Source organism: Massilia haematophila (assembly GCF_042647645.1).
Lineage (GTDB): Bacteria > Pseudomonadota > Gammaproteobacteria > Burkholderiales > Burkholderiaceae_D > Telluria > Telluria haematophila.
Genome location: NZ_JBHRVV010000001.1, coordinates 4124318 through 4150491, shown reverse-complemented (window position 1 = coordinate 4150491; position 26174 = coordinate 4124318). Strand labels below are relative to the sequence as shown.

The window sequence follows — 26174 nt, the reverse complement described above, 5'->3', positions numbered from 1 at the left end:
GACCAGGCAATAGGTTACAAGGGCCGAACCATCACGGTTCGGCATCCGTTTTTGTGAGAGAGGAAAAACCGTGAACCTTAACGCAACTCTGTTTGCCCAGCTCGTCGTCTTCCTCATCCTGGCCGCCTTCACGATGAAATTCGTGTGGCCGCCGCTGATGAAGGCACTCGACGAGCGCGCCGAGCGGATCGCGAACGGCCTGGCTGCCGCCGACCGCGGCAAGGCCGACCTGGCCGCTGCCGAAAAGCGCGTGCAGGCCGAACTGGCCGGCGCCCGTGACGAAGGCCAGAAGCGTATCGCCGACGCCGAAAAGCGTGCCGCGCTGATCATCGACGAAGCCAAGAAGACCGCCGCTGAAGAAGCCGCCCGTATCGTCGCTGCCGCCAAGGCCGACGCCGAGCAGCAGGTAACGCGCGCGCGCGAAGAACTGCGTGGCCAGGTGGCCGCACTGGCAGTCCAGGGCGCCGAGCAGATCCTGAAGCGCGAAGTGAACGCAGAAGCGCACGCCGCCCTGCTGTCGCAACTGTCGACCGAGCTCTGATCATGGCTGAACTCGCAACCGTCGCCCGTCCCTACGCCGAAGCGCTGTTCCGTGTTGCCCAACAGGGCAACCTGGCAGCCTGGTCCGAACTCGTGTCCGAACTGGCGCAAGTCGGTGCCAACCCTGATGTGCAGGCGTTTGCCGCCAACCCGAACGTGTCCGCCGCCGATATCACCGGCACCCTGGCCTCGCTCGTGAAGTCGCCGATGACCCCGGAAGCGTCGAACTTCCTGACGATGCTGGCCGAAAACGGCCGCATTGCGCTGCTGCCGGAAATCGGCGCGCAGTTCCAGGTGCTGAAGAACGCGCAGGCAGGCGCTGCCGACGCGACCATCTACAGCGCGTTCGACATGACCGATGCCCAGGTGGCGCAACTGGTCGCAACGCTGGAAAAGAAATTTGGCCGCAAGCTCAATCCCATGGTCACCGTGGACCCGTCGCTGATCGGTGGCGTGCGTGTGGTGGTCGGTGATGAAGTGCTCGATACCTCGGTACGCGCCAAGCTGCAACAGATGCATGTTGCGCTGGTCTCGTAAGCGTCACTTCGCAGGAACTTAGCACCTTCGACCGGCATCTCACGTCCTTGCCCTACGCATCAAGAAACTATTAGGAGTTAGCAATTATGCAACTTAACCCATCTGAAATCAGCGAGCTGATCAAGAGCCGGATCCAGGGCCTGGAAGGTTCGGCTGACGTTCGCAATCAAGGCACGGTGATCTCCGTCGCCGACGGTATCTGCCGCATCCATGGTCTGTCGGACGTGATGCAAGGCGAGATGCTGGAATTCCCTGGCAACACCTTCGGTCTGGCGATGAACCTCGAGCGCGACTCGGTCGGCGCCGTCATCCTGGGCTCGTACGAGCACATCTCCGAAGGCGACACCGTCAAGACCACCGGCCGCATCCTGGAAGTGCCGATCGGTCCGGAACTGCGTGGCCGCGTCGTCAACGCACTGGGCCAGCCGATCGACGGCAAGGGTCCGATCGACGCCAAGCTGACCGCCCCGATCGAAAAGATCGCACCGGGCGTGATCGCCCGTGAATCCGTCTCGCAGCCGATGCAGACCGGCATCAAGTCGATCGACGCGATGGTGCCGATCGGCCGTGGCCAGCGTGAGCTGATCATTGGCGACCGCCAGACCGGTAAATCGGCTGTCGCAGTCGACGCGATCATCAACCAGAAGGGCCAGGGCGTCACCTGCGTGTACGTTGCAATCGGCCAGAAGGCATCGACCATCAAGAACATCGTGCGTTCGCTGGAACAGCACGGCGCGATGGAGTACACCATCGTTGTCGCGGCATCGGCGTCGGAATCGGCCGCCATGCAGTACATCTCGGCCTACTCGGGCTGCGCGATGGGCGAATACTTCCGCGACCGCGGCGAAGACGCGCTGATCGTCTATGATGACCTGTCGAAGCAGGCAGTTGCCTACCGCCAGATTTCGCTGCTGCTGCGCCGCCCGCCGGGCCGCGAAGCTTACCCAGGCGACGTGTTCTACCTGCACAGCCGTCTGCTCGAGCGCGCAGCACGCGTGAACGCCGACTACGTCGAGAAGTTCACCAACGGCGCCGTGACCGGCAAGACCGGCTCGCTGACCGCACTGCCGATCATCGAAACCCAGGCAGGCGACGTCTCGGCCTTCGTTCCGACCAACGTGATTTCGATTACCGACGGCCAGATCTTCCTGGAGACCTCGCTGTTCAACGCCGGTATCCGTCCTGCGATCAACGCCGGTATCTCGGTCTCGCGCGTCGGTGGCGCCGCCCAGACCAAGGTCATCAAGGGCCTGTCCGGCGGTATCCGTACCGACCTGGCGCAGTACCGTGAACTGGCTGCGTTCGCGCAGTTCGCATCGGACCTGGACGAATCGACCCGCAAGCAGCTGGACCGCGGTGCACGCGTGACCGAACTGCTGAAGCAGGCGCAATTCTCGCCGCTGTCGACCTCGCTGATGGCCGCATCGCTGTTCGCCGTCAACAAGGGCTACCTGGACGACATCGAAGTCAAGCAAGTGCTGCCGTTCGAGCACGGCCTGCACAACTTCCTGAAGGCGAGCCACGCTTCCCTGCTGTCGAAGATCGACGAAACCAAGCAACTGGACAAGGACGGCGAAGCTGCGCTGGCCGCCGCCATTGCTGATTTCAAGAAATCCGGCGCATTCTAATAAATGAGGAAGAATCCAGCATCGCCTTGGCAACATGGCGATGCTGGTGACCGGAAGGAGTAAGGACTCATGGCAGTAGGCAAAGAGATACGTGGCAAGATCAAGAGCGTAGAGAATACGAAGAAGATCACCAAGGCGATGGAAATGGTCGCCGCATCCAAGATGCGCAAGGCGCAGGACCGGATGCGCGCCGCCCGTCCCTACAGTGAGAAAGTTCGTAACATCACGGCTAATCTTGCTGGCGCGAATCCGGAGTACACGCACGTGTTCATGGCCCAAGCCAAGAACGTGCAGGCAAAAGCTGTCGGCTTCATCGTCGTCACGACCGACAAGGGTCTGTGCGGCGGCATGAACACCAACATCCTGCGCCAGGTGACGCAGAAGTCGCGCGAAATGGAAGCGGCGGGCAACCGCATCGAGGCAGTTGCCATCGGCAACAAGGGCCTGGGCTTCCTGAACCGCATCGGCGCCAAGGTCGTCTCGCACGCAACGCAGATCGGCGATACGCCGCACCTGGAAAAGCTGATCGGCCCGATCAAGGTCATGCTCGACGCATACCAGGACGGCCAGCTGGACGCGGTCTACCTGTGCTACACCAAGTTCATCAACACGATGAAGCAGGAACCGGTCGTCGAGCAGCTGCTCCCGTTGCCGGCCAAGCACCTGGAACAGGAAAAAGGCGGCATCTCGTGGGATTACATCTACGAGCCGGAAGCGCAAGTCGTGATCGACGAGCTGCTGGTGCGCTATGTCGAGGCCCTGGTGTACCAGGCCGTCGCCGAGAACCTGGCGTCCGAGCAGTCGGCGCGCATGGTGGCGATGAAGGCGGCAAGCGACAACGCGGGTAACGTCATCGGCGAACTGAAGCTGGTCTACAACAAGACCCGCCAGGCAGCGATTACCAAAGAACTCTCCGAGATCGTCGCCGGCGCGGCAGCGGTCTAAATAAAGAATTTAACTATATCTGAAGGAACGAACATGGCTGATGGCAAAATCGTTCAGTGTATCGGCGCAGTGGTTGACGTGGAATTCCCGCGTAACGCCATGCCGAAGGTTTACGACGCACTGAAAATGGAAGGCTCCGAACTGACGCTGGAAGTGCAGCAGCAGCTGGGCGACGGCATCGTCCGTACCATTGCGCTGGGCAGCTCGGAAGGCCTGCGTCGCGGCATGACCATCCAGAACACCGGCAACCCGATCATGGTGCCGGTCGGCGTCGCGACCCTGGGTCGCATCATGGACGTGCTGGGCAACCCGATCGACGAGTGCGGTCCGGTCAGCCACGAGCGCATGGCCTCGATCCACCGCTCGGCTCCGGTGTACGACGAACTGTCGCCATCGACCGACCTGCTGGAAACCGGTATCAAGGTGATTGACCTGGTCTGCCCGTTCGCCAAGGGCGGTAAGGTCGGCCTGTTCGGCGGCGCCGGCGTCGGCAAGACCGTCAACATGATGGAACTGATCAACAACATCGCTAAAGCGCACTCGGGTCTGTCCGTGTTCGCCGGTGTTGGCGAGCGTACCCGTGAAGGCAACGACTTCTACCACGAAATGGCGGACGCCAAGGTCGTCGACCTGGAAAACCCGACCAATTCGAAAGTGGCGATGGTCTATGGCCAGATGAACGAACCGCCGGGCAACCGCCTGCGCGTCGCGCTGACCGGCCTGACCATGGCGGAAGCCTTCCGTGACGAAGGCAAGGACGTTCTGTTCTTCGTCGACAACATCTACCGCTACACCCTGGCCGGTACCGAAGTGTCGGCACTGCTGGGCCGTATGCCGTCCGCGGTGGGCTACCAGCCGACCCTGGCCGAAGAAATGGGCCGCCTGCAAGAGCGTATTACCTCGACCAAGACCGGCTCGATCACCTCGATCCAGGCCGTGTACGTCCCTGCGGACGACTTGACCGACCCGTCGCCGGCAACCACCTTCGCCCACCTGGACTCGACCGTCGTTCTGTCGCGTGACATCGCTTCGCTGGGTATCTACCCGGCAGTCGATCCGCTGGACTCGACCTCGCGCCAGCTGGACCCGCTGGTCGTCGGCCAGGAACACTACGAGACCGCGCGCGCCGTGCAGGGCACCCTGCAGCGCTACAAGGAACTGCGCGACATCATCGCGATTCTGGGCATGGACGAACTGGCGCCGGAAGACAAGCTGACCGTGGCACGCGCTCGCAAGATGCAGCGTTTCCTGTCGCAGCCTTTCCACGTCGCTGAAGTGTTCACCGGTTCCCCGGGCAAGTACGTTTCGCTGAAAGACACGATCAAGGGCTTCAAGATGATCGCGTCGGGCGAACTGGACCACCTGCCGGAACAGGCGTTCTACATGGTCGGCACCATCGAAGAAGCGATCGAAAAAGCCAAGAAACTGGCTTCCTAATCGGTTTCTTCAACCTGAAGGACACACATGGCAAACACTATTCACGTTGACGTGGTCTCGGCCGAAGAGCAGATCTTCTCGGGCGAAGCCGAATTCGTCGCGTTGCCGGGCGAAGCGGGCGAGCTGGGTATCTACCCGAAGCACACCCCGCTGATCACCCGGATCCGCCCCGGTGCCGTGCGCATCCAGACCGCCAATGGCGGCGAGGAGTTCGTCTTCGTTGCCGGCGGTATCCTCGAGGTGCAGCCGAACGGCGTGACCGTGCTGGCCGACACCGCGATCCGCGGTGGCGACCTGGACGAAGCGAAAGCCCAGGAAGCCAAGCGCCAGGCGGAAGAACTGATGCAGAACCAGGATTCGACGATCGACTACGCGAAAGCCCAGGCCGAACTGGCCGCGGCGATCGCGCAGCTGGCGGCGATCCAGAAGCTGCGCTCGAAGGGCCGTTAAATCCTTCGTTAGCAGTCTCAAAAAGGCAGCCTTCGGGCTAATGCCAGTCAGTTAAGCTGACTGGCATTTTTCATTGGAAACTTGGATCTGCACTGTTTGACGACTCTGGGATAGGACCGCGTTCGACGTTCTGGCAAGAGATAGGCGCGTGCCTGCTCGCGTAGCAGTGCCAGACGCTTGGGGAAGGTGCCAGGCGTTTGCAGAGGCCAGTGGTACAGGGCCGTGGTAATGGCCAGGGCCAGCCACTGGAAGCTTAGGCGTTGTGGCGGTACGTGTAGTTCATCGGCCATTTGGGCAATTTCATGGCGCAGCAGGTTGTAGGCGATGAGCGTGCCCCATACTTCCTGGCGTACCAGCGCAGGCAACTTGCTGCGCAGTGTCGTCGCATTCTTCTGCATGCCTTGTTTGATTTCCCTGAAACCTAATTCGATCTCCCAGCGCTGCATGTAGTGCGCAACGATCTCACGCGCTGGAAAACGGTGCGCGTCCCACAGAGAGGTAAGGTACTGCCGGCGCTCTCCACCAACCATGCAGGTAATGAGTCGTGCTTGCCAATGCGATGGCAAATCCGGTCGCTGCTTGCGTGCCTGCTGGGATACCTCGAAACTCACCAGGCAGTCGTCAGGGGCAAACTGGCAGACCACTTCATAACGCAATCCGCTTCTAGCCCGCATGAGCCAATGTCTTTGCTCACCTGCCTGCTGCCAGTCCAGAAGAAGGGTTGCCGAGAGATAGGCACGATCGAAGATCGTCAACGATCCATCTGGCACCTTATGCATTAGTGATTTGGCAAAGCTCAGCTCTGAGGTGCCGTAGTCGCCAAACTCGGCAGCGCGGATCAGGTGAGTGTAGGTGTCCATCAAGCAGACTGCGCGCAATTGTGGCCAAGCGCCTTTGCAATGCGCGTTCGAGCCTCGGCCAAACTTTTCACCGTTGGCTGGTGTGTCGGGCAGCGACCACACCACGCCGTCGACGGCGTAACTGCGCAACCCATGAAACAGCCCTTGTTCAGGTATGGCAGTGCTCCCCCAGCAGCTTGCCAAGCGTTCGAACAACCATGCCATCGGTGCCTCACCAAGGCGCTCTCGCCCTGCTACAGCAGCACTGGGCACGGGAGCACTGGGTGTCGGGCCCTCGGCCAAATCGAGCTGCTGGACGATATGCCAGATCGGTTCATTGCGAAACAGAGCCAGGCCGATGACCAGCCAGACCATGCGTTCGGCCGGCAAGCGCCGCCGCCGCAATGACACTGTCCTGGTCTGCTGCAAGGCTTCGTCGATCCAGGCTGGATCGATCAGGCTGGCGAAGCGTTCAAACTCATGCGGTGCCAGCTCAGCCGCATAGTCCAGGTCAAGTTGGAGAGCCATAATAAAAAACGGTTTCACGTTGATCGTGAATCCGTTTTAGCTCAAACCGCCGACTGGTCAATGCCTTAAGTGACCGGCATTAGCCTTCGGGCTGCCTTTTTTTATTCCACGCCCATCGGAAATCAAGGCAGCTTCGGCTGTCTTTTTTGTTGCCTGAACAATACTGAACAACGGTCTTTCTTGTTATTTCGAGTAGTTTTCTATGTAAGCCTGTGTTGTACCGTAACAAATTACGTATTGATCTAGAACAATATGATTTTTCTGATCGCGTCCGCTGGCCGGCACCACGGCCCAGGTCACGGTGGCGCGCAAGGTCGGCAGCAACCCGGGCCTGGCCGCGAATGGCCGCGACGTCGACGGCAGCAGCTCGCGCACGCGCGCCTGGTTCCAGGTGATGACCTCGTTCTGATGCGGCAGTAGGGCGGCCAGGTCCGCCCACCGGGGCGACGCCCGCTCCCGCGACAAGGCCTCCGCCAGGCGGCCTTGTCTTTTATCCCTTGGACGCGCCGCCCACATGATGGGTCCGGACATTCCGGCGGGGCAGGGAAGGGCTGTCAACGCGCAGCCCAGGGGCCGGTTTTTGATATTCGTCGCGCGCATCGGCATTTCATCGCATGGCGGCCGGCGCCGGTCCCCGGCTGGGATACAGTGCATGTTCAATTACTATCGAGGGAGCCCGAGCATGCCGAAACTGTCCGCCGTCTGTGTCGCCGTCCTGGTCCTGCTGGGAGCACCTTTCGCTCCCGCCGCCAACGCTGCCGGCGCGCCCGCCGCCGCCGAAGCGGCCCAGCCCCTGGCGGCGCGCCTCGACGCGGCGATTGCGCCGTACTACAAAGCGGACGAGCCGGGCGCCACCGTCATCGTCGTCAAGGACGGCCAGACCGTGCTGCGCAAGGGCTACGGCAGCGCGGACACGGCCAGCAAGACGCCGATGAGCGCCGACATGGCGATGCGGCTCGGCTCGATCACCAAGCAGTTCACCGCGGTCGCGATCCTGATGCTGGCCGAGGAGGGGAAGTTGGCGCTGACTGACGACATCACGCGCTTCCTGCCCGATTACCCGACGCGCGGCAAGACCATCACCGTCGAGCACCTGCTGACCCATACCTCGGGCATCGTCAGCTATACCAGCCGGCCGGACTATCCGCTGACCATGTCACGCGACGTCACGGTGGCGCAGATGATCGACTCGTTCAAGAACGATCCCCTCGAATTCGCGCCGGGAACGGCTTATCGCTACAACAACTCCGGCTACTTCCTGCTGGGCGCCATCATCGAGAAGGTGTCGGGGCAGCCGTACGCGAAATTCCTCGAGCAGCGCATCTTCGTGCCGCTGGGGATGGAGAGCACCGCCTACGAAGGCTTCGAGCGCGGCAAGGCGCCGCGCGCGGCCGGCCACACGCCCGGCGAGAAGGGTTTCGGCCCCGGCGCCGCGCTGAGCATGTCTCAACCCTATGCGGCCGGTGCGCTGGTCTCCACCGTCGACGACCTGGCACGCTGGGATGCGGCCATCGCCGGGGGCAGGCTGCTCAAGCCGGCGAGCTGGCAGCGTGCCTTCACCCCGTACAAGCTCGCCGACGGCAACTCGACCGGATACGGTTATGGCTGGGAGCTCGATACGCTGCAGGGCGCGCAGGTCGTCGCGCATGGCGGCGGCATCAACGGCTTTTCCACGTATGCGCTGCGTGTGCCCGAGCAGAAGGTGTTCGTCGCGGTGCTGAGCAATGCCGACGGCGGCGTAGCCAACGCCGGCGTGGTGGCCAGCCGGGCCGCCGCGATCGCGATCGGCAAGCCTTTCCCCGACTTCAAGGAAATCACGCTCGACGCCGCCACGCTGGAGCGCTACGCGGGTGTCTACGAGGTCGAGAAAGGCGTCACGCGCACCTTCCGCCGCGACGGCGACAGTTTGAGCGTGCAGCGCAGCGGCCGCCCGCCGGTGCGCCTGAAAGCGTATTCGCAGACCGGCTTCTTCGTTCCCGGCGGGCTTGATTACTTCGAGTTCGCGCGCAACGACAAGGGCCAGGCCACGAGCGTCACGCTGTACCAGGGCGGCAAGCAGCACCGGCAAGTGCGCATCGGCGACGCGCCGCCCGCGCGCGCCGCCGTGAAGATCGACCATGCGTCCTTCGACACCCGGGTCGGCCGCTACCAGCTGGCGCCGAACTTCGTGCTGGCGCTCACCCGCGAGGGCGACCGCTACTATGCCCAGGCCACGGGGCAGGGCAAGCTCGAGATCTTCGCGCAGGACGAGACCGTGTTCTTCGCCCGCGACATCGAGGCCGAGGTGCGTTTCGACGGCGCCGACAGCAGCTACCTGGTGCTGCACCAGAACGGCCGGCAGATCAAGGCGCCGCGCCTGTAGGCGGCCCTCAGTGCGCGGCCGCGACCTGCGGCCGCGCCGCCAGCCTGGCCGCGACCTGCTCGCGGAACCAGCCGCTCTGAACGTAGCGGTACAGGTTCGCGCCCGGGCACACGGTCTTGTCGGAGTGGTCGCGGTGGCTGGCGATGCGCTCGACCGGCACCTTGTACTTCGCCGCCAGCATCGCCATCAGGTCCGCCACCGCCTCGAGCTGGGCCTGGTTCGGCTCGACCTCCTCGAAATTGCCGACCACTTCGATCAGGGCATGGCCCTTGGGGTCGTATTCGGTGTTGGTGTCGCCGGCAAAGCCGATGTCGCGCGCGGCGTAGACACGCCCTTCGAGGTCGATCACGTAGTGGTAGGGGATGTCGAGCCAGCCCTTGGTATTGCGCGACCAGGTCTGCAGGTTGCGCAGATACTGGCGCACGTCGGTGCCCGGCTTGAACGGCTCGCCCTGGTGGTGCAGGGTGATGTCGGTGATCTCGTGGCGGCGTGCGCGGCTGGCGTCGGCCGGGGTGCCGCCCCAGTCGCTGACTGGCACGATCGTTGGCACGCTGGCAGGCGTGGTGGCGGTTGGCGCCTGTACGGCGCAGCTGGCGCAGGCCAGGGCAAGGGCGAGCAGGGAGAGGGTGCGCGAAGCGCGAAGCTGAAGGTTCATGGATGGGTTCGCTGTGGAAAACACGACATCTTTCCACAGGCGGGCACAGGTAGGCAAACTGCGTGCAAGCGTGCTCGCGACGCCCGATGCTTTCCTGTTAAGCTAGCGAGCAATCCGACCATTACCGAGCCCCCATGAGAACCATTGCCCAGATCCTCAAGGACAGCAAGACCATCGCCGTCGTCGGCCTGTCCAGCAAGCCGGACCGCGCCAGCTACGGCGTGGCCGAATACCTGCAGCAGCAGGGCTACCGCATCATTCCCGTGAACCCGGCCTACGACGGCCAGGAGATCCTCGGCGAGCGCGTCTATCCCGACCTGCAGTCCGCCGCCGACGCGCTGGCGCCGAACGGCACCCGCATCGACATCGTCGACTGCTTCCGCAAGTCCGAGGACATTCCGCCGCTGGCGCGCGACGCGATCGCGATCCGCGCCGGCTGCCTGTGGATGCAGCTCGAGATCGAGAACCAGGCTGCCGCCGACCTCGCGCGCGCCGCCGGGCTGGACGTGGTGATGAACCACTGCCTGAAAATCGAACACCGCAAGCTCAACGCCTGATCATCACGCCATGCTCAAATCCGTCTCGCTGTTCCTGCTCGTTTCCGCCGCCAGTGCCGGCGCCATGGCGCAAAGCCCGGCCGCGCATGCGTCCGCCGCCGCGCCTGCTGCCGCTGCGGCACCGGCATCCTGCCCGGCCCTGCTCAACCAAAACTTCAAGCGCCTGCAGGACGAAGCGCCGCAGAACCTGTGCCAGTACGCCGGCAAGGTGGTGCTGGTCGTGAACACCGCCAGCTACTGCGGCTACACCAAGCAGTACGAAGGACTGGAAAAGCTGTACGCGAAATATGGCCCGCGCAGCCTGGTGGTGCTGGGCTTCCCGTCGAACGATTTCAAACAGGAAGCCGAGAGCGCCAAGGACATCGCCGACCTCTGTTACAACACCTACGGCGTGAAGTTCCCGATGTTCGCGAAGACCGTGGTGTCCGGCCCGAACGCCAATCCCCTGCACGCCAGCCTGGCGAAGCAGACCGGCAAGGAGCCGAAGTGGAATTTCACCAAGTACCTGATCGGGCGCGACGGCAAGGTGATCGAGCACTTCCCGAGCAAGGTGGCGCCCGAGGATCCGCAGTTGGTGAGCAAGATCGAAGCGGCGCTGTAAAGGCTGCATTGGCGGGACAGGTTGCCGATCGCGTAGGGTGGGCGCCCCGTGCCCACGCGGTGATAGCTAGCTGCCGAGCAATCGAGCCAGAGATCGGCGCCGCTAACGATCACCGCGTGGGCACAGGGGCGCCCACCCTACGCCGCAGACCACCGCGTGGACACGGACGCCCATCCACACCGCGACCCAGCAACCAGGCACAACATTGTCGTTTTTGATCCACATCAACGATTTTGTTGCGCCGCATCAATAAGCTTACCTCATCGATTTTGTGACGAAGAGGTAAGTAAAAATGAAAAAATTGCGTTTGACCCTGATGGTGGCCGTGCTCGGCCTGGCAAGCGGCGCCGCGATGGCGCAGGAATCGTCCTGGCTGGTGCGCGCCCGCGCGGTGCATATCGATACCGCGAATAAATCCGAACCGGTCGGTGGCGCCGGCGCCGCCAACCGCATCCACGTCGACGACAAGACCATCCCCGAGATCGACGTCAGCTATTTCCTGACGCCGAACATCGCGGCCGAACTGATCCTGACCTATCCGCAAAAGCACGACGTGACGCTCGATGGCGCGAAGATCGGCAGTTTTAAACACCTGCCGCCGACCCTGAGCCTGCAGTACCACTTCGCGCCCGCGCAGACCATCAGCCCCTACGTTGGCGCCGGCGTGAACTACACCCGCATCTCGAAGGTGCGCCTGCTCGACGGCGCGGGCGACCTCGAGAACGACAGCTGGGGTCTTGCGCTGCAGGCCGGCGTCGACTTCAAGCTCGACCGCAACTGGTCGGTCAACGTCGACGTCAAGAAGGTGCAGATCCGCAGCGACGTGTTCGTGGGCGGCGCCCGCGCCAGCAAGGTGAAGGTCGATCCGGTGCTGTTCGGCGTCGGCCTCGGCTACCGCTTCTAAGCGCCTTACAGAACCTCCATGGCGGCGTTGCATCGGCTCGCCGTACTCACGTACTGTCTTCGCCGCTGCGTCGGGTGGCCGCATCCCTTGCCCTAGAGCTTCTGTAAAACGCTCTTAAATCGGGCTGGCGTTCGTGTCCAGCACCGCCAGCAGCGGTCCCCGCAGGGCATTGCAGACCATGATGCCCTCGGCCCGCTCCAGCATCGCGCGCGTGACGATGCCTTCGCTGGCTTTCCATGCCGGCGCAGCCAGGATCACGGCGCGCGTCACCCCCGGCAGCAGCCCGCAGGACAGCGGCGGCGTGATCCAGCGGCCGTCGAAGCGCACGAACACGTTGCTGCGTCCCCCTTCCGTCAGTTCCCCGCGCTCGTTGAAGAACAGGGCGTCGAAGGCGCCTTGCGCCTCGGCGGCGCGCCAGGCCGCGTCGTAGCGCTGGCGTACCGAGGTTTTATGGCGCAGGAAGACGTCGTTCGACGCGACCGGCGTCGCCGCCAGCAGCACGCGCACCGGTTCCTGCAGGGGTGCCAGCGGCGCCGCCGTGAGCGTCAGCGTGCCGTCCGCGGCGCTTGCCAGCCGCAGCCGGTACAGGCCTTCGTGCGCCAGGCCGAGGCAGGCGTCCACCACCAGCGTGCGCGCGGCGTCCGGATCGAACGGGCGGCCGAAATACGCGCAGGAGGCGGCGATGCGCGCCAGGTGCTGGTCCAGGTGGCGCGGTCCGTCCTGCCACGAGGCCTTGATGGTCTCGAAAATCTCGACCTCGTTCCGCAGGCCGGTGAGAAAGCGCGCCTTCAGGCGGCACTCGGCATATTCGGCCTGGGCGTCGCTGTCGAACACGATGCCGGCGCCGACCCCCAGTTCGCCGCGCCGCAGGTGTTCTCCCGGCCCCAGCGACAGCGTACGGATCGGCACCGACAGGCAGAATTCGCCCACGGCCTGTCCGCTTGCCGGCGGATCGAACCAGCCGATCGCGCCGGTGTAGACGCCGCGCGCGTCGGGCTCCAGTTCGTCGATGATCTCCATCGTGCGGCGTTTCGGCGCGCCCGTGATCGAGCCGCACGGATAGAGGGCGGCGAACACCTCGGCCAGGCCGGCGCCAGGGCGCAGCTGCGCACGCACGGTGGAGGTCATTTGCAGCACCGCGCCGAAGCGCGTGACCTCGAACAGCTTCGGCACCGCCACGCTGCCGGTTTGCGCCACGCGTCCCAGGTCGTTGCGCAGCAGGTCGACGATCATGAGGTTCTCGGCCCGGTTCTTCGGGTCGAGCGCCAGCTCGGCCGCGCGGCGGGCGTCGACGTCGGCGTCGCCGCTGCTTGGGGCCGTTCCCTTCATCGGGCGCGCCAGCAGGGTGCCGGCGTGATGGCGCACGAACAGCTCGGGCGAGAACGACAGGATGGCGCCGCCGTCGGGTAGCTGGATCAAGGCGCCATACGGCACCGGCTGGCGCTCGCGCAGACGCTGGTACAAGGTGAAGATGGAACCGAAGGCGTCGAAGCGCAGCCGGTAGGTGTAGTTGACCTGGTAGGTGTCGCCGGCGGCGATGTAGTCGCGGATGCGTCCGATGGCGTCCACGAACTGGGCCTCGCCGACATTCGCCTGCACGCCGCCGATGCCGGCCGGTGTCTCGTCGGCGGCGCGGGTCGCGACCCAGCTTGCGGCCTGAGCGGCCGTCATGCGCTCGCAGCGCGCGAACAGCAGCACCTGGGCCAGCGGCATGGCGAGGGGTTTGCTCGGGATGCCGAGCAGGTGGGCGCCGAGTTCGTAAGTGAGTACCGGCACCGCGTACAGGCCGCGCGCCAGCGCCGCCTGCATGTCCGCCAGCAGCGCGTCCCAGCCGGCGGCGTCCTGGCAGGCGAGGGTGCCGACGTGCTCGCTGTACAGGCGCGACAGGGCCTGCGCCTGACCGTCTGCGCTCGCGTCGTCGAGCAGGGCAAAGACCGCCGGGTTCATGGTGGAAGCCTCAGGCTGCCAGCAGGAGCGACAATTGTACGCCCGTGCCGTCCGACGGATGCTGGCGGAAGCCGCTCTTGGCATAGCGGTGCCAGCGGCCGGTGACGTAACTTACCAGCAGGCTGGCGCGCGCGGCGACGTCGTCTTCCACGCCGTGGCCTTGCGTCACCGCGAGGCGCAGCGCGCCCTTGCAGGCCAGTTCGACGCGGTCGTAGAACCCGTTCATGCGCAGCTGCAGGCGTTCGTCCTCGCCGACCAGGGCGTCGCCGATCAGGACCCGCGTCATGCCCGGATTGTTGGCGGCAAAGGCGAGCAGCATCTGCAGGATGGCGTGGGCCTGGTCGATGCCGCGCTCTTCCTTTTCCACGATCTGGTTGATGACACCGAATACGCTGGCCTCGATGAACTCGATCAGGCCCTCGAACATTTGCGCCTTGCTGGCGAAATGACGGTACAGCGCCGCTTCCGAAACGGACAGGCGCGCCGCCAGCGCGGCGGTGGTGATCTTCTCGCCCTTGGGCTGCTCGAGCATCGAGGCCAGGGCCTGGAGGATTTGCAGCTTGCGCTGGCCTGGCTTGGTACTTGCCATGGGATGTGTGTTTTCTAGTGTTGGATGAGCCGGTGCAGCTGCTTCGGTAGCTGCCGCACGGATTTTACTTTGACATCGACATAGTTGGGGTGAATCAACATTTTTGGCCGGGCCGCAGCCAGGGTGCTGCGCTCGCCGCGGCGCAGGTAGCCGGTCACCCACACCGTGCGCAAACCGAGCTGCTTGGCGCTTTTCAGGTTGGCCAGCGTGTCCTCGACCAGGATGCAGTCGCGCGCATCGACGCCGTGGCGGCGCAGCACGCGCTGCAGCATCAGCTTCGAGGGCTTCGGGCGCAGCTGGCCATGCACGTGCATCTGCTCGATTGCGATGTGGTGGGCGAAATGGCGGCCCAGTCCCAGGTGATGCATCACCTGGGACGAATAATCGGTGGGGGCGTTGGTGAGCAGGATCTTGCGGCCCGGAAGGCGCAGCAGCAGGCGCCCGAGGCCGGTCTCGGCGCGCATCATCAGGCGCAGGTCGCCGATGTCGTGGGTCTCGCGCAGGAAGTCGGCGGCGAGCACGCCGTGGTGGCGCATCATGCCGAGCAGGGTGGCGCCGTAGCGCTTCCAGTAGCCGAGGCGCGCCGCGTCCACTTGCGCCTGGGTGACCGCGTTGACGCCGTCGCTGAGTACGCGCGCGATGTAGGTGTTCATGTTGGCGCTGATCGCCGGGAAGATCGCATGCGATGCGTCATGCAGCGTGTTGTCGAGATCAAACAGCCAGACGGGGGATGGAGAGTTATGATTTGGCAAGATTTTTGACACGGAGAGAATATGCGACGTCCGATTATAGTGGTGTTCCTCAGCCTGTTCCTGATGGCCGTCCAGGCCCTGGCCGCCGAGCGCGGCGCGCTGTTCAAGGTCACCAGCAAGGGCAATACGCTGTACCTGTACGGCACCATCCCGCCGGCAAGCCCGAGTTCTATCCGCTCGAACCGCGCATCCGGGCGGCGATGGCGGCCGCACCCACGCTGGCGCTCGAAGTCGATGCGGCGCGCGACCCGGCGGCCATGATGGCGGCATTCCAGCAGCACGGCATGTTCCCGGCCGGCAGCCCCGGCATCGCGGCCTTGCCGGCCGAGCGCCGCCAGCGCATCGAGACCGGCCTGCGCAAGCAGGGCATCGACCCTGCCGCCGTGGCGCAGATGAAACCGTGGATGGTGGCGACGATCCTGGCGGTCGCCGACCTGGGCAAGCTGGGCTACAACCCGGCCCTGGGCGTGGATGCCCACCTGGCGCACCTGGCGCGCGGCGGCAATACCCGCATCGCCGAGCTCGAATCGGCGCAGTACCAGGCGGCGCTGCTGAACCGCATGTCCGACGGCGACCAGTGGCGCCTGCTCGAGGAAGCGCTGGAGAACATGGAATCGGGCCGCCAGTTGCGCGAGGCGCGCGAGATGTTCGACGCCTACGAGCGCGCCGACCAGGCGGCGCTGGACGGGATCGCGCGCCGGCTCGACAGCGACACCACCCTGACCGGCAAGTTTACGCGCGACGTGGTGCTGAACGAGCGCAACGGACCGATGGCCGACAAGGTGGCTTCACTGCTGGCGAGCGAGAACAATGCCGTGGTGGCGGTTGGCCTGCTGCATTTGCTGGGGAAAAACGGTTTGCCGGAATTGCTGCGCCAGCGCGGCATCGCGGTGGAACGCTTGTACTAAAGGGGGGGAGGGTACTGCCGGGAAGTGGTGCCCTTGACGTGGATTGAACACGTGGCCTCTCCCTTACCAAGGGAGTGCTCTACCACTGAGCTACAAGGGCTGGTAGAAATGAGATTTTCGCGAAGATCGCGGCGGGCAAGACCCGCCGTGACGACGACTTCTGTCGCCGAAAATCTTAGTGCGACCGGATCATAGTGCCAAAAGCCTGTTCGGTCAAGACTTCCAGCAACAAAGAGTGCTCGATGCGGCCATCGATGATGTGCACGGTATTGACGCCCGACTTGGCCGCGTCCAGTGCCGACGAGATTTTCGGCAGCATGCCGCCCGAGATCGTGCCGTCCGCGAACATCTCGTCGATCTCGCGTGCCGACAGGTCGGTGACCAGATTGCCCGCCTTGTCCTGCACGCCGGCGATGTTGGTCATCATGATCAGCTTTTCGGCTTTCAGGATCTCGGCGATCTTGCCGGCGACGACGTCGGCATTGATGTTGTAGGCCTGGCCGTCCTGGCCGAAGCCGATCGGCGAAATGATCGGGATGAAGGCGTCGTCCTGCAGCGCCTTGACCACCGCCGGATTGATCGCCTCGATCTCGCCGACGAAACCGATGTCGAGGAATTCGCCCGGCTTGTCCTTGTCCGGCATGCTCATCTTGCGTGCGCGGATCAGGCCGCCGTCCTTGCCGGTCAGGCCGACTGCCTGGCCGCCGTAGTGGTTGATCAGCATGACGATGTCTTGCTGCACTTCGCCGCCCAGCACCCATTCGACCACTTCCATGGTCTCTTCGTCGGTGATGCGCATGCCCTGCACGAAGGTGCCCTGCTTGCCGATCTTCTTGAGCGCGTTGTCGATCTGCGGACCGCCGCCGTGCACCACGACCGGATTCATGCCCACCAGTTTCAGCAGGATCACGTCGCGCGCGAAGCCGTGCTTCAGGCGCTCGTCGGTCATTGCATTGCCGCCGTACTTGATGACGATGGTCTTGCCGTGGAAATTGCGGATATAGGGAAGCGCCTCGGCCAGGATTTGTGCCTTGATCTGCGGCGAGACGGCAGTCAGGTCACTCGATTGGTCGTCGGTCTTCAGGCTGGTCAACTGAGCGTTCATGGAGAGTCCGAAATAAATGTGGCGGAGATTTTACAGGCAACACGCCCACCCCTGTGGGCATTATATGGCGGTCTTGTTGTATTTTACGGTGTGACCGGCCAGGGATGGCCGCCGATGGATGCTTGGACGATATTACACATGACGAAAGAATCCTGTCGCGAGGCAGCACGATGAGTACCTGCAGCCGCTGCGGCGCCAGCTTCGGTTGCGCCATGGTCGACGGCAGCGCCGGCCCCTGCTGGTGCACCGAACTGCCGCCGGCGCTGCCGGTTCCCGGGACGGAAGCAAGCTGCTGGTGCCCGGCCTGCCTGCGCGCGCATATCGACGAGCGCACGCGCGCCGGCCAGCCTGCCGCGGACGAGGCAGCGCCTACTTCTGGGTCCTGAAGAAGCGCATCATCTCGCGGCTGGCGTCCGGCCCGCGGCCGTCGGTATAGCTGCCATGGGCGCTGCCGCCCGACCAGGCGTGGCCGGCGCCGTGGATCAGCCAATGCTCGGCATGCACGCGGCCGTCGGCGCGCTTGTGCGTGGTGCGGGTGTAGGCGTGGCCGTTCGGCACGCGGCCCGGTTCCACCGCCATCGCCTCGGCGCTGTCGCGCGCCGGCGCAACCAGTTCGTCGCCATTCGCCGGATGCACGGTCTTGTCCTGGTCGCCGTGGAAGACGATGATCGGAATCGAACGGCCCGGCTGCTGCCGGCGCCGGAAGTCTCCGTTCATGGCCGCCAGTGCCGACGGCAGGTCGTGCGCCGAGGCGAAGGGCAGGCCGGAATGGACGCCGACCGCCGCGTACAGCTCGGGGTAGAGCGTGCCCATGATGGTCGCCATCGCGCCGCCGGCCGACAGCCCGGCCACGAATACCTGGCCCGGGTCGACTGCGTATTCCCCCATGATCTGGCGGGTGAGGCCGGCGATGATCGAGGGCTCGCCGCGGTCGCGCTGCTGGTCGGCGTCGTTGAACCAGTTCCAGCAGCGCGAGGCATTCGCCTGGCGCGACTGCGCCGGGTACACGACCAGGCAGCCCATCTCCTCGGCCAGCATGTTCATCTGTGTGCCCTTGGCGAAGTCGTCCGGGTCCTGGGTGCAGCCGTGCAGCATCACCACCAGCGGCGCCGGGGCGCCTGTGTAGGTGCTGGGCACGTACAGCTTGTAGCTGCGGGTGCCGGCCGCGTTCGTGTAGCTGCCGTCGCTGAAGCTGCCGGGCAGCAGCGGCGCCGGCTCGTTGGCGGCGGCACCGCCGCCGAAGACGCCACCTGAGGCGCCACCCAAGCCTCGGCTGAGTTCGGCAAGCATGTCGTGCATGTCGGTCCTGTGCGCGCCCGGCGCCGCGCCGCCGTGCAGGGGCGACATATTGCGCATCTGCTCCTGGGCGGCCTGGGTCATCGCCGAGGCGTTTTTCAATGCATCCTCGATGACCTTGCTCGTGTCGACCGGATGACGGTGCATCAGGTGGCGGCTTGCGGCACGCATTTGCGCCAACAGTTTGTTATTCAATTTCATGTGGCTTCCTTTCCGTTCGCCCCTCGGGGCGCTTGGCAGGCGCTTCGCATCTAGCGAATGCGCTCCGCCAGTGCGGCTTTCAGGGTATTGCTTGCGTGGAGCACCCCGAGCACCGTGATTGATTCGATTGTGGCCAGTGCCAGTTCGACGGACACGTCGCTGGCGATGCTGGCCATGCCCAGCACCTGGATCTGCAGACGGATACCCGCCTGCTGCGCCGCTTCCAGGTCGGCGCGGGAGTAATGGTGCATGCCGAGCACCAGGCTGCGGCGGGCGACGGTTTGCCGCACTACATCGGCATGCGCATTCAACTGGTTGCGGATCGCGGTGCGGATCAGGTCGGTGCGGTTGCTATAAAACCCTTCGCTGACCAACAAGTCGATCTGGCCCAGGTCGATCATGCCGAGGTTGATCGTGATTTTTTCGGTGTCTGCCACCTTTGGTTTTGGCTCATTGGCTTTGACAATTTGGCCGCCCATTCTTACACCATCCTTTCGTGCCATGCATTTTTACCATCCATTCACCATCCAACTGGATGGCGAATCGAGAACTCAGTCTACGCTTCTGAGCCTGGAGGTCAAGCGCAATCCGTTTGAATCGGGTAATCTCTTCGCCCATGAGTCCAGAATTGCAACCCGGCCTGCGCTTCGAATGGCGCTATACGGTGCCGCCGCGCGCCACCGTTCCCGCGCTCTACCACGACACGCCTTTTTGCCGCGACATGCCCGACGTGCTCGCCACCGGCTACATGGTCGGCATGATGGAGCTGGCCTGCCTGAACGGCATGCTGCCCTACCTCGACTGGCCGCACGAGCAAAGCCTGGGCACCATGGTGAATTTCCAGCACCTGGCGCCGACGCCGCCCGGCATGACCCTGACCATCCGCGGCGAGGTCACGGAAGTGGCAGGGCAACGCGTGCGTTTCAAGGTCGAGGCCTGGGACGATGTCGAGCGCATTTGCGAAGGCACGCACGAGCGTTGCGTGATCGATACGGAACGTTTCAATGCGCGCGTGGCGCGCAAGAGCGCGGGAGGCGCGGCATGAGTCTTTCTCACCCCGAGCTGCAGACACCGGTGCCGTCTCCCTGCATCAATGTGTGCGAGATGGACAAGGCGACCGGCCTGTGCCGCGGCTGCATGCGCACGATCGACGAGATCGTCGCCTGGGGCACGGCGGGCGACGACTACAAACGCGCGGTCTGGAAGGAAATCCGCCGCCGCGAATCCGAGCTGGACTTCGGCTGATGACGCTGCGCCTGCCCGCCACCATGCAGGTGTTCGAGCGCGGCTGGCTGTCGTCCAACAATATTCTCTTCACCGGTCTTGATACCGCCCTGGTCGACAGCGGCTATGTGACGCATGCGCCGCAGACGCTGGCGCTGGTCGATCACGCCCTCGCTGGCCGTCCGCTCGGGCGCCTGCTCAACACCCATCTGCATTCGGACCACTGCGGTGGCAACGCGGCGCTACAGGCCGCGTATGGCTGCCAGACGGCGATTCCGGTGGCCGAGGCCGGCAAGGTCGCGGCCTGGGACGAGGAGGCGTTGAGCTACCGCGCCACCGGCCAGCAATGTCCGCGCTTCGGTTTCGACGCCGTGCTGGCGCCGGGCGACGAACTCGACCTGGGTGGGTTGCGCTGGCAGGTGCTGGCCGCGCCGGGCCACGATCCGCATGCGTTGCTGCTGTTTTGCGCGCAGGAGGGCGTGCTGGTCTCGGGCGACGCCTTGTGGGAGAACGGTTTCGGCGTGGTGTTCCCTGAACTGGCGGGCGAGCCGGGCTTCGACGCGGTGCGCGCCACGCTCGACCTGATCGGCACGCTCGATGCGCGCGTCGTGGTGCCGGGGCATGGCCGGGTGTTCGGCGACGTGGGCGCGGCTTTGGGGCGGGCCTATTCGCGGCTCGATTACCTGGCGGCCGATCCGCGGCGCAATGCGGAGAATGCGGTGAAGGTACTGGTGAAGTTCTTGCTGCTGGAGCGGCAGCGGATCGCGCTGGCTTCGTTGCCGGCGTTGCTGGCGTCGATACCGGTGGTTGCGGCTGCGCTAAGGCTGACCGATACCGATACACCACCGAACGACGCTTATACCGGCCTCGCCACCTGGGCCACGAACTCCCTGGTCCGCGCCAAGGCCGCCCGCATCGACGGCGAATTCCTGGTCGACGTGTGAATTAGAGCGCAAAATCTAGCACGACCGTGCTTTTTTAACACTATAATCGACCAGCTGGTCCGATCAACTTTGCCGAGAGCGCCCATGACCTTGCCTACCGTACTGCAAAACCTGTCCCTTCCCGTCATCGCGTCGCCGATGTTCATCGCCAGCGGTCCGGCCCTCGTGGCCGCCCAGTGCAAGGCCGGCATCGTCGGCTCCTTCCCGGCGCTCAATGCCCGGCCGGCCGAGCTGCTCGACACCTGGCTGACCGACCTGCAGCGCGAGCTGGCCGAGTACAAGGAAGCGAACCCGGACGCCATCGTCGGCCCGATCGCGGTCAACCAGATCGTCCACGCTTCCAACGTGCGCCTCGAGCAGGACGTCGCGGTCTGCGTCAAGCACCAGGTGCCGATCATCATCTCCTCGCTGCGCGCGCCGCCGAAGGAAATGCTCGATGCCGTGCACGGCTACGGCGGCATCGTGCTGCACGACGTGGTCTCGATCCGCCACGCGCAAAAGGCGCTGGAGGCGGGCGTCGACGGCCTGATCCTGGTGGCGGCGGGCGCGGGCGGCCACGCCGGTTCGCTGTCGCCGTTCGCGCTGGTCGGCGAAGTGCGCAAGTTCTTCAAGGGCCCGATCGCACTGTCCGGCTCGATCGCCACCGGCGACGCCGTCCTGGCGGCCCAGGCGATGGGCGCGGACTTCGCCTACATCGGCTCGCGCTGGCTGGCGACCAAGGAATCGAACGTCAGCGAGGACTACCGCAACGCCATTGTCGAATCGAGCGCGGCCGACATCGTCTACACCAACCTGTTCACCGGCGTGCACGGCAACTACCTGAAAAAATCGATCGTCAACGCCGGCCTCGATCCGGAGGCGCTGCCGGAGTCGGACAAGAGCAAGATGAGCTTCGGCGACGGCGGCTCGAAGGCCAAGGCCTGGCGCGACATCTGGGGCGCCGGCCAGGGCGTGGGCCTGATGGACGACGTGCCGACCGTCGCCGAGATGGTCGAGCGCCTGAAGGGCGAGTACGAGGCGGCGCGTGCGCGCCTGGGGATTGCAGGCGCGCGGTAAAGCCGATGGATTGATCGCCCATCGGCGATCACCGCGTGGGCGGAGGATCCGCCCCCCTACGCATCAAGCCGACATCATGCGTCGGGTTTCGCGTCCGGCACCGGATAAGGCGGCGCCGGTTCCACGCTCAGGTCTTCCGGGCGGATCGACCACAGGCCCGGCAAATTGCGCCAGTAGTTGTAGACGTCCATCCCGAAGCCGACCACGAACTCGTTCGGCAGCGTGAGGCCGGTGATGTCGGCCCGGATCGGTTTCGCGCGGCCGATGTTCTTGTCCGCGAACACGACGACGATGACCTCGGCCGCGCCCATGTCGAGCAGGCGCTGCTTCACGTGGGCCAGGGTCTCGCCTTCGTCGAGGATGTCGTCGAGCACCACGATGGTCTTGCCCGCCACGTCCTTGCGCGGAATAACTTTCCACTGCACTTCGCCGCCGCGATCGTCGTCGCCGTAGCGGCTCACGTGGATGTAGTCGAATTCGAGCGGGAAGCGCAGCTGCGGCAGCAGGGTGCCGGTGAAGATGACGGCGCCGCCCATCACGCCCAGCACCAGCGGGAAGCTGGGGTTATCGGGATTGCCGAAGCGCGCGTTGAGCACATCGGCCACTTGCCGCACGGCGGTCTGCACTTCTTCGGGACTGACGATCTGGCGCGCATTGGCAAGCAGGGCGCGGGCACGGGCGTGGTGATAGTCTTGCATGGTCATTCCGGTCAATAAAGTTTCTGATGATTATGCGACAACTCGGGCCGCAATGCGGTTTCAGTTGGACAGCGTTTCGTCGGCACGCCTGTCCTGGATTTCGCGTTGCAGCTTCTTCGTGAGTTTCGCGAACACGAGCTCGTAGGAGCGGCGCAGCAGCTGGGAGGCTTCCTCGTCGGACAAGGCGGCGCCGGCCTCGACCTGCACCCAGTGCGCGCGCGCCAGGTAGGGCGCCGGAACGATGCCGGGACGGTCGGTCAGTTCCAGGAAGCGCGCATCGTCGACCTTGAAGCTCATGCTGGTCGCCGGCACCGCGTTGCCGGTCACCGCGAACATTTTTTCCCCTACCGAGAACACCAGGTCGTCGCCCCATTTGATGTCTTCGGTACAGCCGGGGAAGCTGCGGCACACTGCCTTGGCGGCTTCGAAATCCATGTTGTCGTCTCCCTGGGCCGCGTCGGTGCGCAAGCTGTTTGTTGTCGATTTCCCCGAGTTTACCTTGCCCGCGGCAGGGTGGATGCATTTCGATGTTTTAACGCAAGATTCGTCTGCGCCATTGTCCCGGTTTGCGGCGTATCATACGTGGCTTGTCTAACCTCCAAGCAAGCCATGTCCACGAATGACTCCACGGTCCAGCGCGCCGCCCGCCTGGAACAGCTGCGCGCCGCGATGGCGCGCCACGGCATCGACGCCTTCATCGTGCCATCGAGCGACCCCCACCTGTCCGAATACCTGCCGCGCCGCTGGCAGGGCCGCGAATGGATGTCGGGTTTCACCGGATCGGTCGGCACCTTCATCGCTACCGCCGGCTTCGCCGGGGTGTGGACCGATGGCCGCTACTGGACGCAGGCCGAAACCGAATTGGCCGGCAGCGAGATCGCGCTGATGAAGATCCCGTCGGGCGCCAGCCTGCTGCACATCGACTGGCTGGCCGCCAACATGCAGCCGGGCCAGACGGTCGCGGTCGACGCGCGCGTGCTGGGCCTGGCCGTGGCGCGCCTGCTGGGCGAGGCCCTGGGTGCGCGCGGCGTCAAGCTGCGTACCGATCTCGACCTGCTCGACGAGATCTGGCATGAGCGCCCGGGCCTGCCGCTCGACCCGTTGTACGAGCACGCGGCGCCCTACGCGACCATGTCGCGCGCCGAGAAACTGGCCGCCACGCGCGCCGAGATGGACAGGCTCGGCGCCGAGCGCCATTTCATTTCGACCCTGGACGACATCGGCTACCTGTTCAACCTGCGCGGCTCGGACGTGAACTTCAATCCGGTGTTCGTGGCCCACGCATTAGTGGAACGCGACGGCGCGACCGTGTTCGTCGCCGAAAATAAAGCGTCCGAGGAACTGCGCGCCCGCCTGGCGGCCGACGGCGTGCGCCTGGCGCCTTATGCCGAGGCCGCCGAGGCCCTCGCCGCGCTGCCCGCCGACAGCACGCTGCTGCTCGATCCGCGCCGCGTCACCGCCGGCATGCGCGCCGCCGTCCCGGACACGGTGCGCGTGGTGGAAGCGATCAACCCGACGACGTTCGCCAAGTCGCGCAAGAGCGAGGCGGAAGTCGCGCACGTGCGCGCCACCATGGAACAGGACGGCGCCGCACTGTGCGAATTCTTCGCCTGGCTGGAGGCGACCCTGCTCGATCCGCACCGCGCGCCGATCACCGAGCTGACCATCGACGAGCAGATCACCGCGGCGCGTGCGCGCCGCCCGGGTTTCGTCAGCCCCAGCTTCAACACGATCGCCGGCTTCAACGCCAACGGCGCGATCATGCACTACCGCGCGAGCCAGGCTTCCCACTCGACCATCGAGGGCGACGGCCTGCTGCTGATCGACTCGGGCGGCCAGTACCTGGGCGGCACCACCGACATCACGCGCGTGGTCCCGGTGGGCACCATCACGGCTGAGCACAAGCGCGACTTCACCCTGGTGCTGAAAGGGATGATGGCGCTGTCGATGGCCCACTTCCCGCGCGGCACCCGCGGCCCGATGCTGGACGCAATCGCGCGCGCGCCGATCTGGGCCGCCGGCGTGGACTACGGCCACGGCACCGGCCATGGCGTCGGCTATTTCATGAACGTGCACGAAGGTCCGCAGGTGATTTCGCCGTCGGCCTCGCCGGACCCGCACACGGCGATGGAGCCGGGCATGATCACCTCGAACGAGCCGGGCATCTATAAACCGGGCCGCTGGGGCATCCGCATCGAGAACCTGGTGCTCAACGTGCCTGCCGCCAGCGGCGAGTTCGGCGAGTTCCTGCGCTTCGAGACGCTGACCCTGTGCCCGATCGACACGCGCTGCCTCGACATGGCGCTGCTGCACCCGCATGAAGTGCAGTGGTTGAACGACTACCACGCCACCGTGCGCGAACGCCTGCTGCCGCATGTGCAGGGCGCGGCGCGCACATGGCTGGAACTGCGCACGAGGGCCGTCTGATGGCTTCCGCCCGCTCCACCCGCGCCAGCTCCGCCGTCGAGCGCCTGAAGAAACGCACCGGGAATACCGCGTATTCGATGGCGCGCACCGGCGACGGCCTGTTTTACCTAGCAGAGTCGCCCGGCGCGCCGCCGCTGTGCGCGCCGCTCGAACTGGACGAGTTCGTCGCCTTCGTGAACGGCCTCGGTCCGCAGGAAGTCAAGCGCATCAGCAAGCACGACGCCGCCTTCGAAAAACAGCTGGTCAGGAGGAACAAGCCCTGAGCTGCTGCGCGCAGTATTACGAAAGACTGTCATGACGACGTGGGAATTGCTGGCTCCGTACTGGTCGCCCTCCGAGATCGCCACCAATGGCGTGATCCTGCTGCACCTGGCCGGCGCGCTGTTGCTGGGCCTGTTGGTCGGCTACGAGCGCTCGTACCACGGCCGCGCCGCCGGCATGCGCACCTATGGCCTGGTGTGCATGGCATCGGCCGCGCTGACCATCGTCAGCGGCTATCCGGAGATGTGGTACGGCGGCAGCGTCGGCGCCATCGGCCCGGTCGACCCGACCCGCGTGATGCAGGGCGTGGTCACCGGCATCGGCTTCCTCGGCGCCGGCGTCATCATGCGCGAAGGTTTTAATATCAGCGGATTGACCACGGCGGCCTCGATCTGGGGCTCGTCGGTGATCGGGATCCTGGTCGGCGTCGGCTTTTACCTGGCCGCGATGGGCCTGGCGTTTTTCGCGGCGATGATCATGATCTACCTGAACCGGGTGGAGGCGGTGCTGCCCTCGCGGCGCGCGGTGGCGGTCATGCTGCGTTTTAAAGAGAATTTCCTGCCCAGGGAAGACGCGCTGCGCGAAGCGGCGCTCGAGCGCGGCTACCAGATCGCCGGCAGCTCGCTGACCATCATGGCCAGCGGCGGGCGCCAGGAATGGCGTTTCGTCGCGCTGGCGCTGTCGCGCCACAACCGCGCCACGCTCACCGAACTGGCGGCCGAACTGGCCGCCTTCGAAGGCGTCGAGGGCTTCCAGCTTTCGCATGCCCGCAACTGACACGAA

Annotated in this window: 30 protein-coding genes and 1 tRNA gene; 20 read left to right on the top strand and 11 right to left on the bottom strand. The window is 64.9% G+C overall.

From position 1 onward, the window contains the following. The first annotated feature begins 70 nt into the window (after positions 1-70). The 6 genes from ACFOPH_RS18400 to ACFOPH_RS18375 all read left to right on the top strand — a co-directional run bounded on the left by ACFOPH_RS18400 (position 71) and on the right by ACFOPH_RS18375 (position 5537). Complete coding sequence (locus ACFOPH_RS18400; RefSeq protein WP_312547431.1) at positions 71-541, top strand: F0F1 ATP synthase subunit B; 471 nt, start codon at positions 71-73, stop codon at positions 539-541. A gap of 2 nt (positions 542-543) precedes the next feature. Further along, positions 544-1077 carry a F0F1 ATP synthase subunit delta gene (locus tag ACFOPH_RS18395; protein WP_312547430.1) on the top strand — a complete coding sequence of 178 codons (534 nt, stop codon included), beginning with the start codon at positions 544-546 and terminating at the stop codon, positions 1075-1077. Between the two features lie 86 nt (positions 1078-1163). Further along, positions 1164-2705, top strand: coding sequence for a F0F1 ATP synthase subunit alpha (atpA, locus tag ACFOPH_RS18390; protein ID WP_312547429.1), 1542 nt, complete (start codon positions 1164-1166; stop codon positions 2703-2705). Positions 2706-2774: 69 nt separating this feature from the next. Continuing rightward, entirely contained in the window at positions 2775-3650 is an 876-nt protein-coding gene (gene atpG, locus ACFOPH_RS18385; RefSeq protein WP_312547428.1) for a F0F1 ATP synthase subunit gamma, read from the top strand. A gap of 33 nt (positions 3651-3683) precedes the next feature. Further along, on the top strand, positions 3684-5087 hold the full coding sequence (atpD, locus tag ACFOPH_RS18380; RefSeq protein WP_312547427.1) for a F0F1 ATP synthase subunit beta: 1404 nt from the start codon (positions 3684-3686) through the stop codon (positions 5085-5087). A gap of 27 nt (positions 5088-5114) precedes the next feature. After that, entirely contained in the window at positions 5115-5537 is a 423-nt protein-coding gene (locus ACFOPH_RS18375; protein ID WP_379736832.1) for a F0F1 ATP synthase subunit epsilon, read from the top strand. Positions 5538-5584: 47 nt separating this feature from the next. Here the strand turns inward: ACFOPH_RS18375 and ACFOPH_RS18370 are convergent, their stop codons facing one another. Continuing rightward, positions 5585-6922, bottom strand: coding sequence for an IS4 family transposase (locus ACFOPH_RS18370; RefSeq protein WP_379736830.1), 1338 nt, complete (start codon positions 6920-6922; stop codon positions 5585-5587). 664 nt (positions 6923-7586) lie between these two features. On the opposite strand from ACFOPH_RS18370, the gene ACFOPH_RS18365 reads away from it, so the two are divergent. Then, entirely contained in the window at positions 7587-9266 is a 1680-nt protein-coding gene (locus ACFOPH_RS18365; RefSeq protein WP_379736828.1) for a serine hydrolase, read from the top strand. Between the two features lie 7 nt (positions 9267-9273). Here ACFOPH_RS18365 and ACFOPH_RS18360 read toward each other — a convergent pair whose 3' ends face one another. Further along, the gene (locus tag ACFOPH_RS18360) at positions 9274-9921 is read right to left on the bottom strand and encodes a peptidoglycan recognition protein family protein (protein WP_379736826.1); all 648 of its coding nucleotides are present in this window, start codon (positions 9919-9921) and stop codon (positions 9274-9276) included. A 134-nt stretch (positions 9922-10055) separates the two neighbouring features. Here ACFOPH_RS18360 and ACFOPH_RS18355 point away from each other — a divergent pair, with 134 nt between their 5' ends. The 3 genes from ACFOPH_RS18355 to ACFOPH_RS18345 all read left to right on the top strand — a co-directional run bounded on the left by ACFOPH_RS18355 (position 10056) and on the right by ACFOPH_RS18345 (position 11983). Then, the gene (locus ACFOPH_RS18355; protein ID WP_379736824.1) at positions 10056-10478 is read left to right on the top strand and encodes a CoA-binding protein; all 423 of its coding nucleotides are present in this window, start codon (positions 10056-10058) and stop codon (positions 10476-10478) included. Positions 10479-10488: 10 nt separating this feature from the next. Next, the gene (locus tag ACFOPH_RS18350; protein WP_379736822.1) at positions 10489-11079 is read left to right on the top strand and encodes a glutathione peroxidase; all 591 of its coding nucleotides are present in this window, start codon (positions 10489-10491) and stop codon (positions 11077-11079) included. Between the two features lie 292 nt (positions 11080-11371). Next, positions 11372-11983: an OmpW/AlkL family protein gene (locus tag ACFOPH_RS18345; RefSeq protein ID WP_312550482.1), complete on the top strand. Its 612-nt coding sequence runs from the start codon at positions 11372-11374 to the stop codon at positions 11981-11983. 114 nt (positions 11984-12097) lie between these two features. On the opposite strand, the gene pabB is transcribed toward ACFOPH_RS18345, so the two are convergent. The 3 genes from pabB to ACFOPH_RS18330 are packed head-to-tail and all read right to left on the bottom strand — an operon-like array spanning position 12098 to position 15271. Then, a complete protein-coding gene (gene pabB / locus ACFOPH_RS18340; RefSeq protein WP_379736820.1) occupies positions 12098-13930 on the bottom strand; it encodes an aminodeoxychorismate synthase component I in 1833 nt (610 codons plus the stop codon). A 10-nt stretch (positions 13931-13940) separates the two neighbouring features. Next, positions 13941-14519, bottom strand: a complete 579-nt coding sequence (gene slmA, locus ACFOPH_RS18335; RefSeq protein ID WP_312550484.1) for a nucleoid occlusion factor SlmA — start codon at positions 14517-14519, stop codon at positions 13941-13943. A gap of 14 nt (positions 14520-14533) precedes the next feature. Continuing rightward, positions 14534-15271 carry a pyrimidine 5'-nucleotidase gene (locus tag ACFOPH_RS18330; RefSeq protein WP_379736818.1) on the bottom strand — a complete coding sequence of 246 codons (738 nt, stop codon included), beginning with the start codon at positions 15269-15271 and terminating at the stop codon, positions 14534-14536. 21 nt (positions 15272-15292) lie between these two features. On the opposite strand from ACFOPH_RS18330, the gene ACFOPH_RS18325 reads away from it, so the two are divergent. Both ACFOPH_RS18325 and ACFOPH_RS18320 read left to right on the top strand, forming a co-directional pair. Beyond that, on the top strand, positions 15293-15532 hold the full coding sequence (locus ACFOPH_RS18325) for a hypothetical protein (protein ID WP_379736816.1): 240 nt from the start codon (positions 15293-15295) through the stop codon (positions 15530-15532). Continuing rightward, positions 15472-16179 carry a TraB/GumN family protein gene (locus ACFOPH_RS18320; protein ID WP_379736814.1) on the top strand — a complete coding sequence of 236 codons (708 nt, stop codon included), beginning with the start codon at positions 15472-15474 and terminating at the stop codon, positions 16177-16179. The genes ACFOPH_RS18325 and ACFOPH_RS18320 overlap by 61 nt, the downstream gene beginning before the upstream one ends. Positions 16180-16204: 25 nt before the next feature. Here ACFOPH_RS18320 and ACFOPH_RS18315 read toward each other — a convergent pair. Then, positions 16205-16279 (bottom strand) — tRNA-Thr (locus ACFOPH_RS18315). A gap of 75 nt (positions 16280-16354) precedes the next feature. Further along, entirely contained in the window at positions 16355-17284 is a 930-nt protein-coding gene (gene argB / locus ACFOPH_RS18310) for an acetylglutamate kinase (RefSeq protein WP_312550487.1), read from the bottom strand. A 170-nt stretch (positions 17285-17454) separates the two neighbouring features. On the opposite strand from argB, the gene ACFOPH_RS18305 reads away from it, so the two are divergent. Continuing rightward, positions 17455-17670: a cysteine-rich CWC family protein gene (locus ACFOPH_RS18305; protein ID WP_379736812.1), complete on the top strand. Its 216-nt coding sequence runs from the start codon at positions 17455-17457 to the stop codon at positions 17668-17670. Here the strand turns inward: ACFOPH_RS18305 and ACFOPH_RS18300 are convergent. Together ACFOPH_RS18300 and ACFOPH_RS18295 are read right to left on the bottom strand one after the other, a co-directional pair. After that, complete coding sequence (locus ACFOPH_RS18300; RefSeq protein ID WP_312550489.1) at positions 17654-18781, bottom strand: extracellular catalytic domain type 1 short-chain-length polyhydroxyalkanoate depolymerase; 1128 nt, start codon at positions 18779-18781, stop codon at positions 17654-17656. The genes ACFOPH_RS18305 and ACFOPH_RS18300 overlap by 17 nt on opposite strands. 50 nt (positions 18782-18831) lie before the next feature. Then, positions 18832-19260 (bottom strand): CopG family transcriptional regulator, encoded by a 429-nt coding sequence (locus ACFOPH_RS18295; RefSeq protein WP_379736810.1) that lies wholly within the window; start codon positions 19258-19260, stop codon positions 18832-18834. A gap of 137 nt (positions 19261-19397) precedes the next feature. Between ACFOPH_RS18295 and ACFOPH_RS18290 the strand changes: the two genes are divergently transcribed. From ACFOPH_RS18290 to ACFOPH_RS18275, 4 genes are all read left to right on the top strand, one after another. Next, positions 19398-19826 carry a thioesterase family protein gene (locus ACFOPH_RS18290; protein WP_312550490.1) on the top strand — a complete coding sequence of 143 codons (429 nt, stop codon included), beginning with the start codon at positions 19398-19400 and terminating at the stop codon, positions 19824-19826. Continuing rightward, positions 19823-20026: a DUF1289 domain-containing protein gene (locus ACFOPH_RS18285; RefSeq protein WP_312550491.1), complete on the top strand. Its 204-nt coding sequence runs from the start codon at positions 19823-19825 to the stop codon at positions 20024-20026. The genes ACFOPH_RS18290 and ACFOPH_RS18285 overlap by 4 nt, the downstream gene beginning before the upstream one ends. Continuing rightward, a complete protein-coding gene (locus ACFOPH_RS18280; RefSeq protein ID WP_312550492.1) occupies positions 20026-20949 on the top strand; it encodes an MBL fold metallo-hydrolase in 924 nt (307 codons plus the stop codon). Before ACFOPH_RS18285 ends, ACFOPH_RS18280 begins: the two co-directional genes overlap by 1 nt. A gap of 84 nt (positions 20950-21033) precedes the next feature. Then, positions 21034-22005 carry an NAD(P)H-dependent flavin oxidoreductase gene (locus ACFOPH_RS18275; RefSeq protein ID WP_312550493.1) on the top strand — a complete coding sequence of 324 codons (972 nt, stop codon included), beginning with the start codon at positions 21034-21036 and terminating at the stop codon, positions 22003-22005. 74 nt (positions 22006-22079) lie between these two features. On the opposite strand, the gene ACFOPH_RS18270 is transcribed toward ACFOPH_RS18275, so the two are convergent. After that, positions 22080-22703: a hypoxanthine-guanine phosphoribosyltransferase gene (locus tag ACFOPH_RS18270; RefSeq protein ID WP_379736807.1), complete on the bottom strand. Its 624-nt coding sequence runs from the start codon at positions 22701-22703 to the stop codon at positions 22080-22082. 60 nt (positions 22704-22763) lie between these two features. Further along, complete coding sequence (locus ACFOPH_RS18265) at positions 22764-23138, bottom strand: MmcQ/YjbR family DNA-binding protein (protein ID WP_379736805.1); 375 nt, start codon at positions 23136-23138, stop codon at positions 22764-22766. A 174-nt stretch (positions 23139-23312) separates the two neighbouring features. Between ACFOPH_RS18265 and ACFOPH_RS18260 the strand changes: the two genes are divergently transcribed. The 3 genes from ACFOPH_RS18260 to ACFOPH_RS18250 are packed head-to-tail and all read left to right on the top strand — an operon-like array spanning position 23313 to position 26168. Beyond that, on the top strand, positions 23313-25130 hold the full coding sequence (locus tag ACFOPH_RS18260; protein ID WP_379736803.1) for an aminopeptidase P family protein: 1818 nt from the start codon (positions 23313-23315) through the stop codon (positions 25128-25130). Further along, on the top strand, positions 25130-25393 hold the full coding sequence (locus ACFOPH_RS18255) for a hypothetical protein (protein WP_379736801.1): 264 nt from the start codon (positions 25130-25132) through the stop codon (positions 25391-25393). The genes ACFOPH_RS18260 and ACFOPH_RS18255 overlap by 1 nt, the downstream gene beginning before the upstream one ends. Positions 25394-25424: 31 nt before the next feature. Continuing rightward, on the top strand, positions 25425-26168 hold the full coding sequence (locus tag ACFOPH_RS18250) for an MgtC/SapB family protein (protein WP_379736799.1): 744 nt from the start codon (positions 25425-25427) through the stop codon (positions 26166-26168). The last annotated feature ends 6 nt before the right edge of the window (positions 26169-26174 follow it).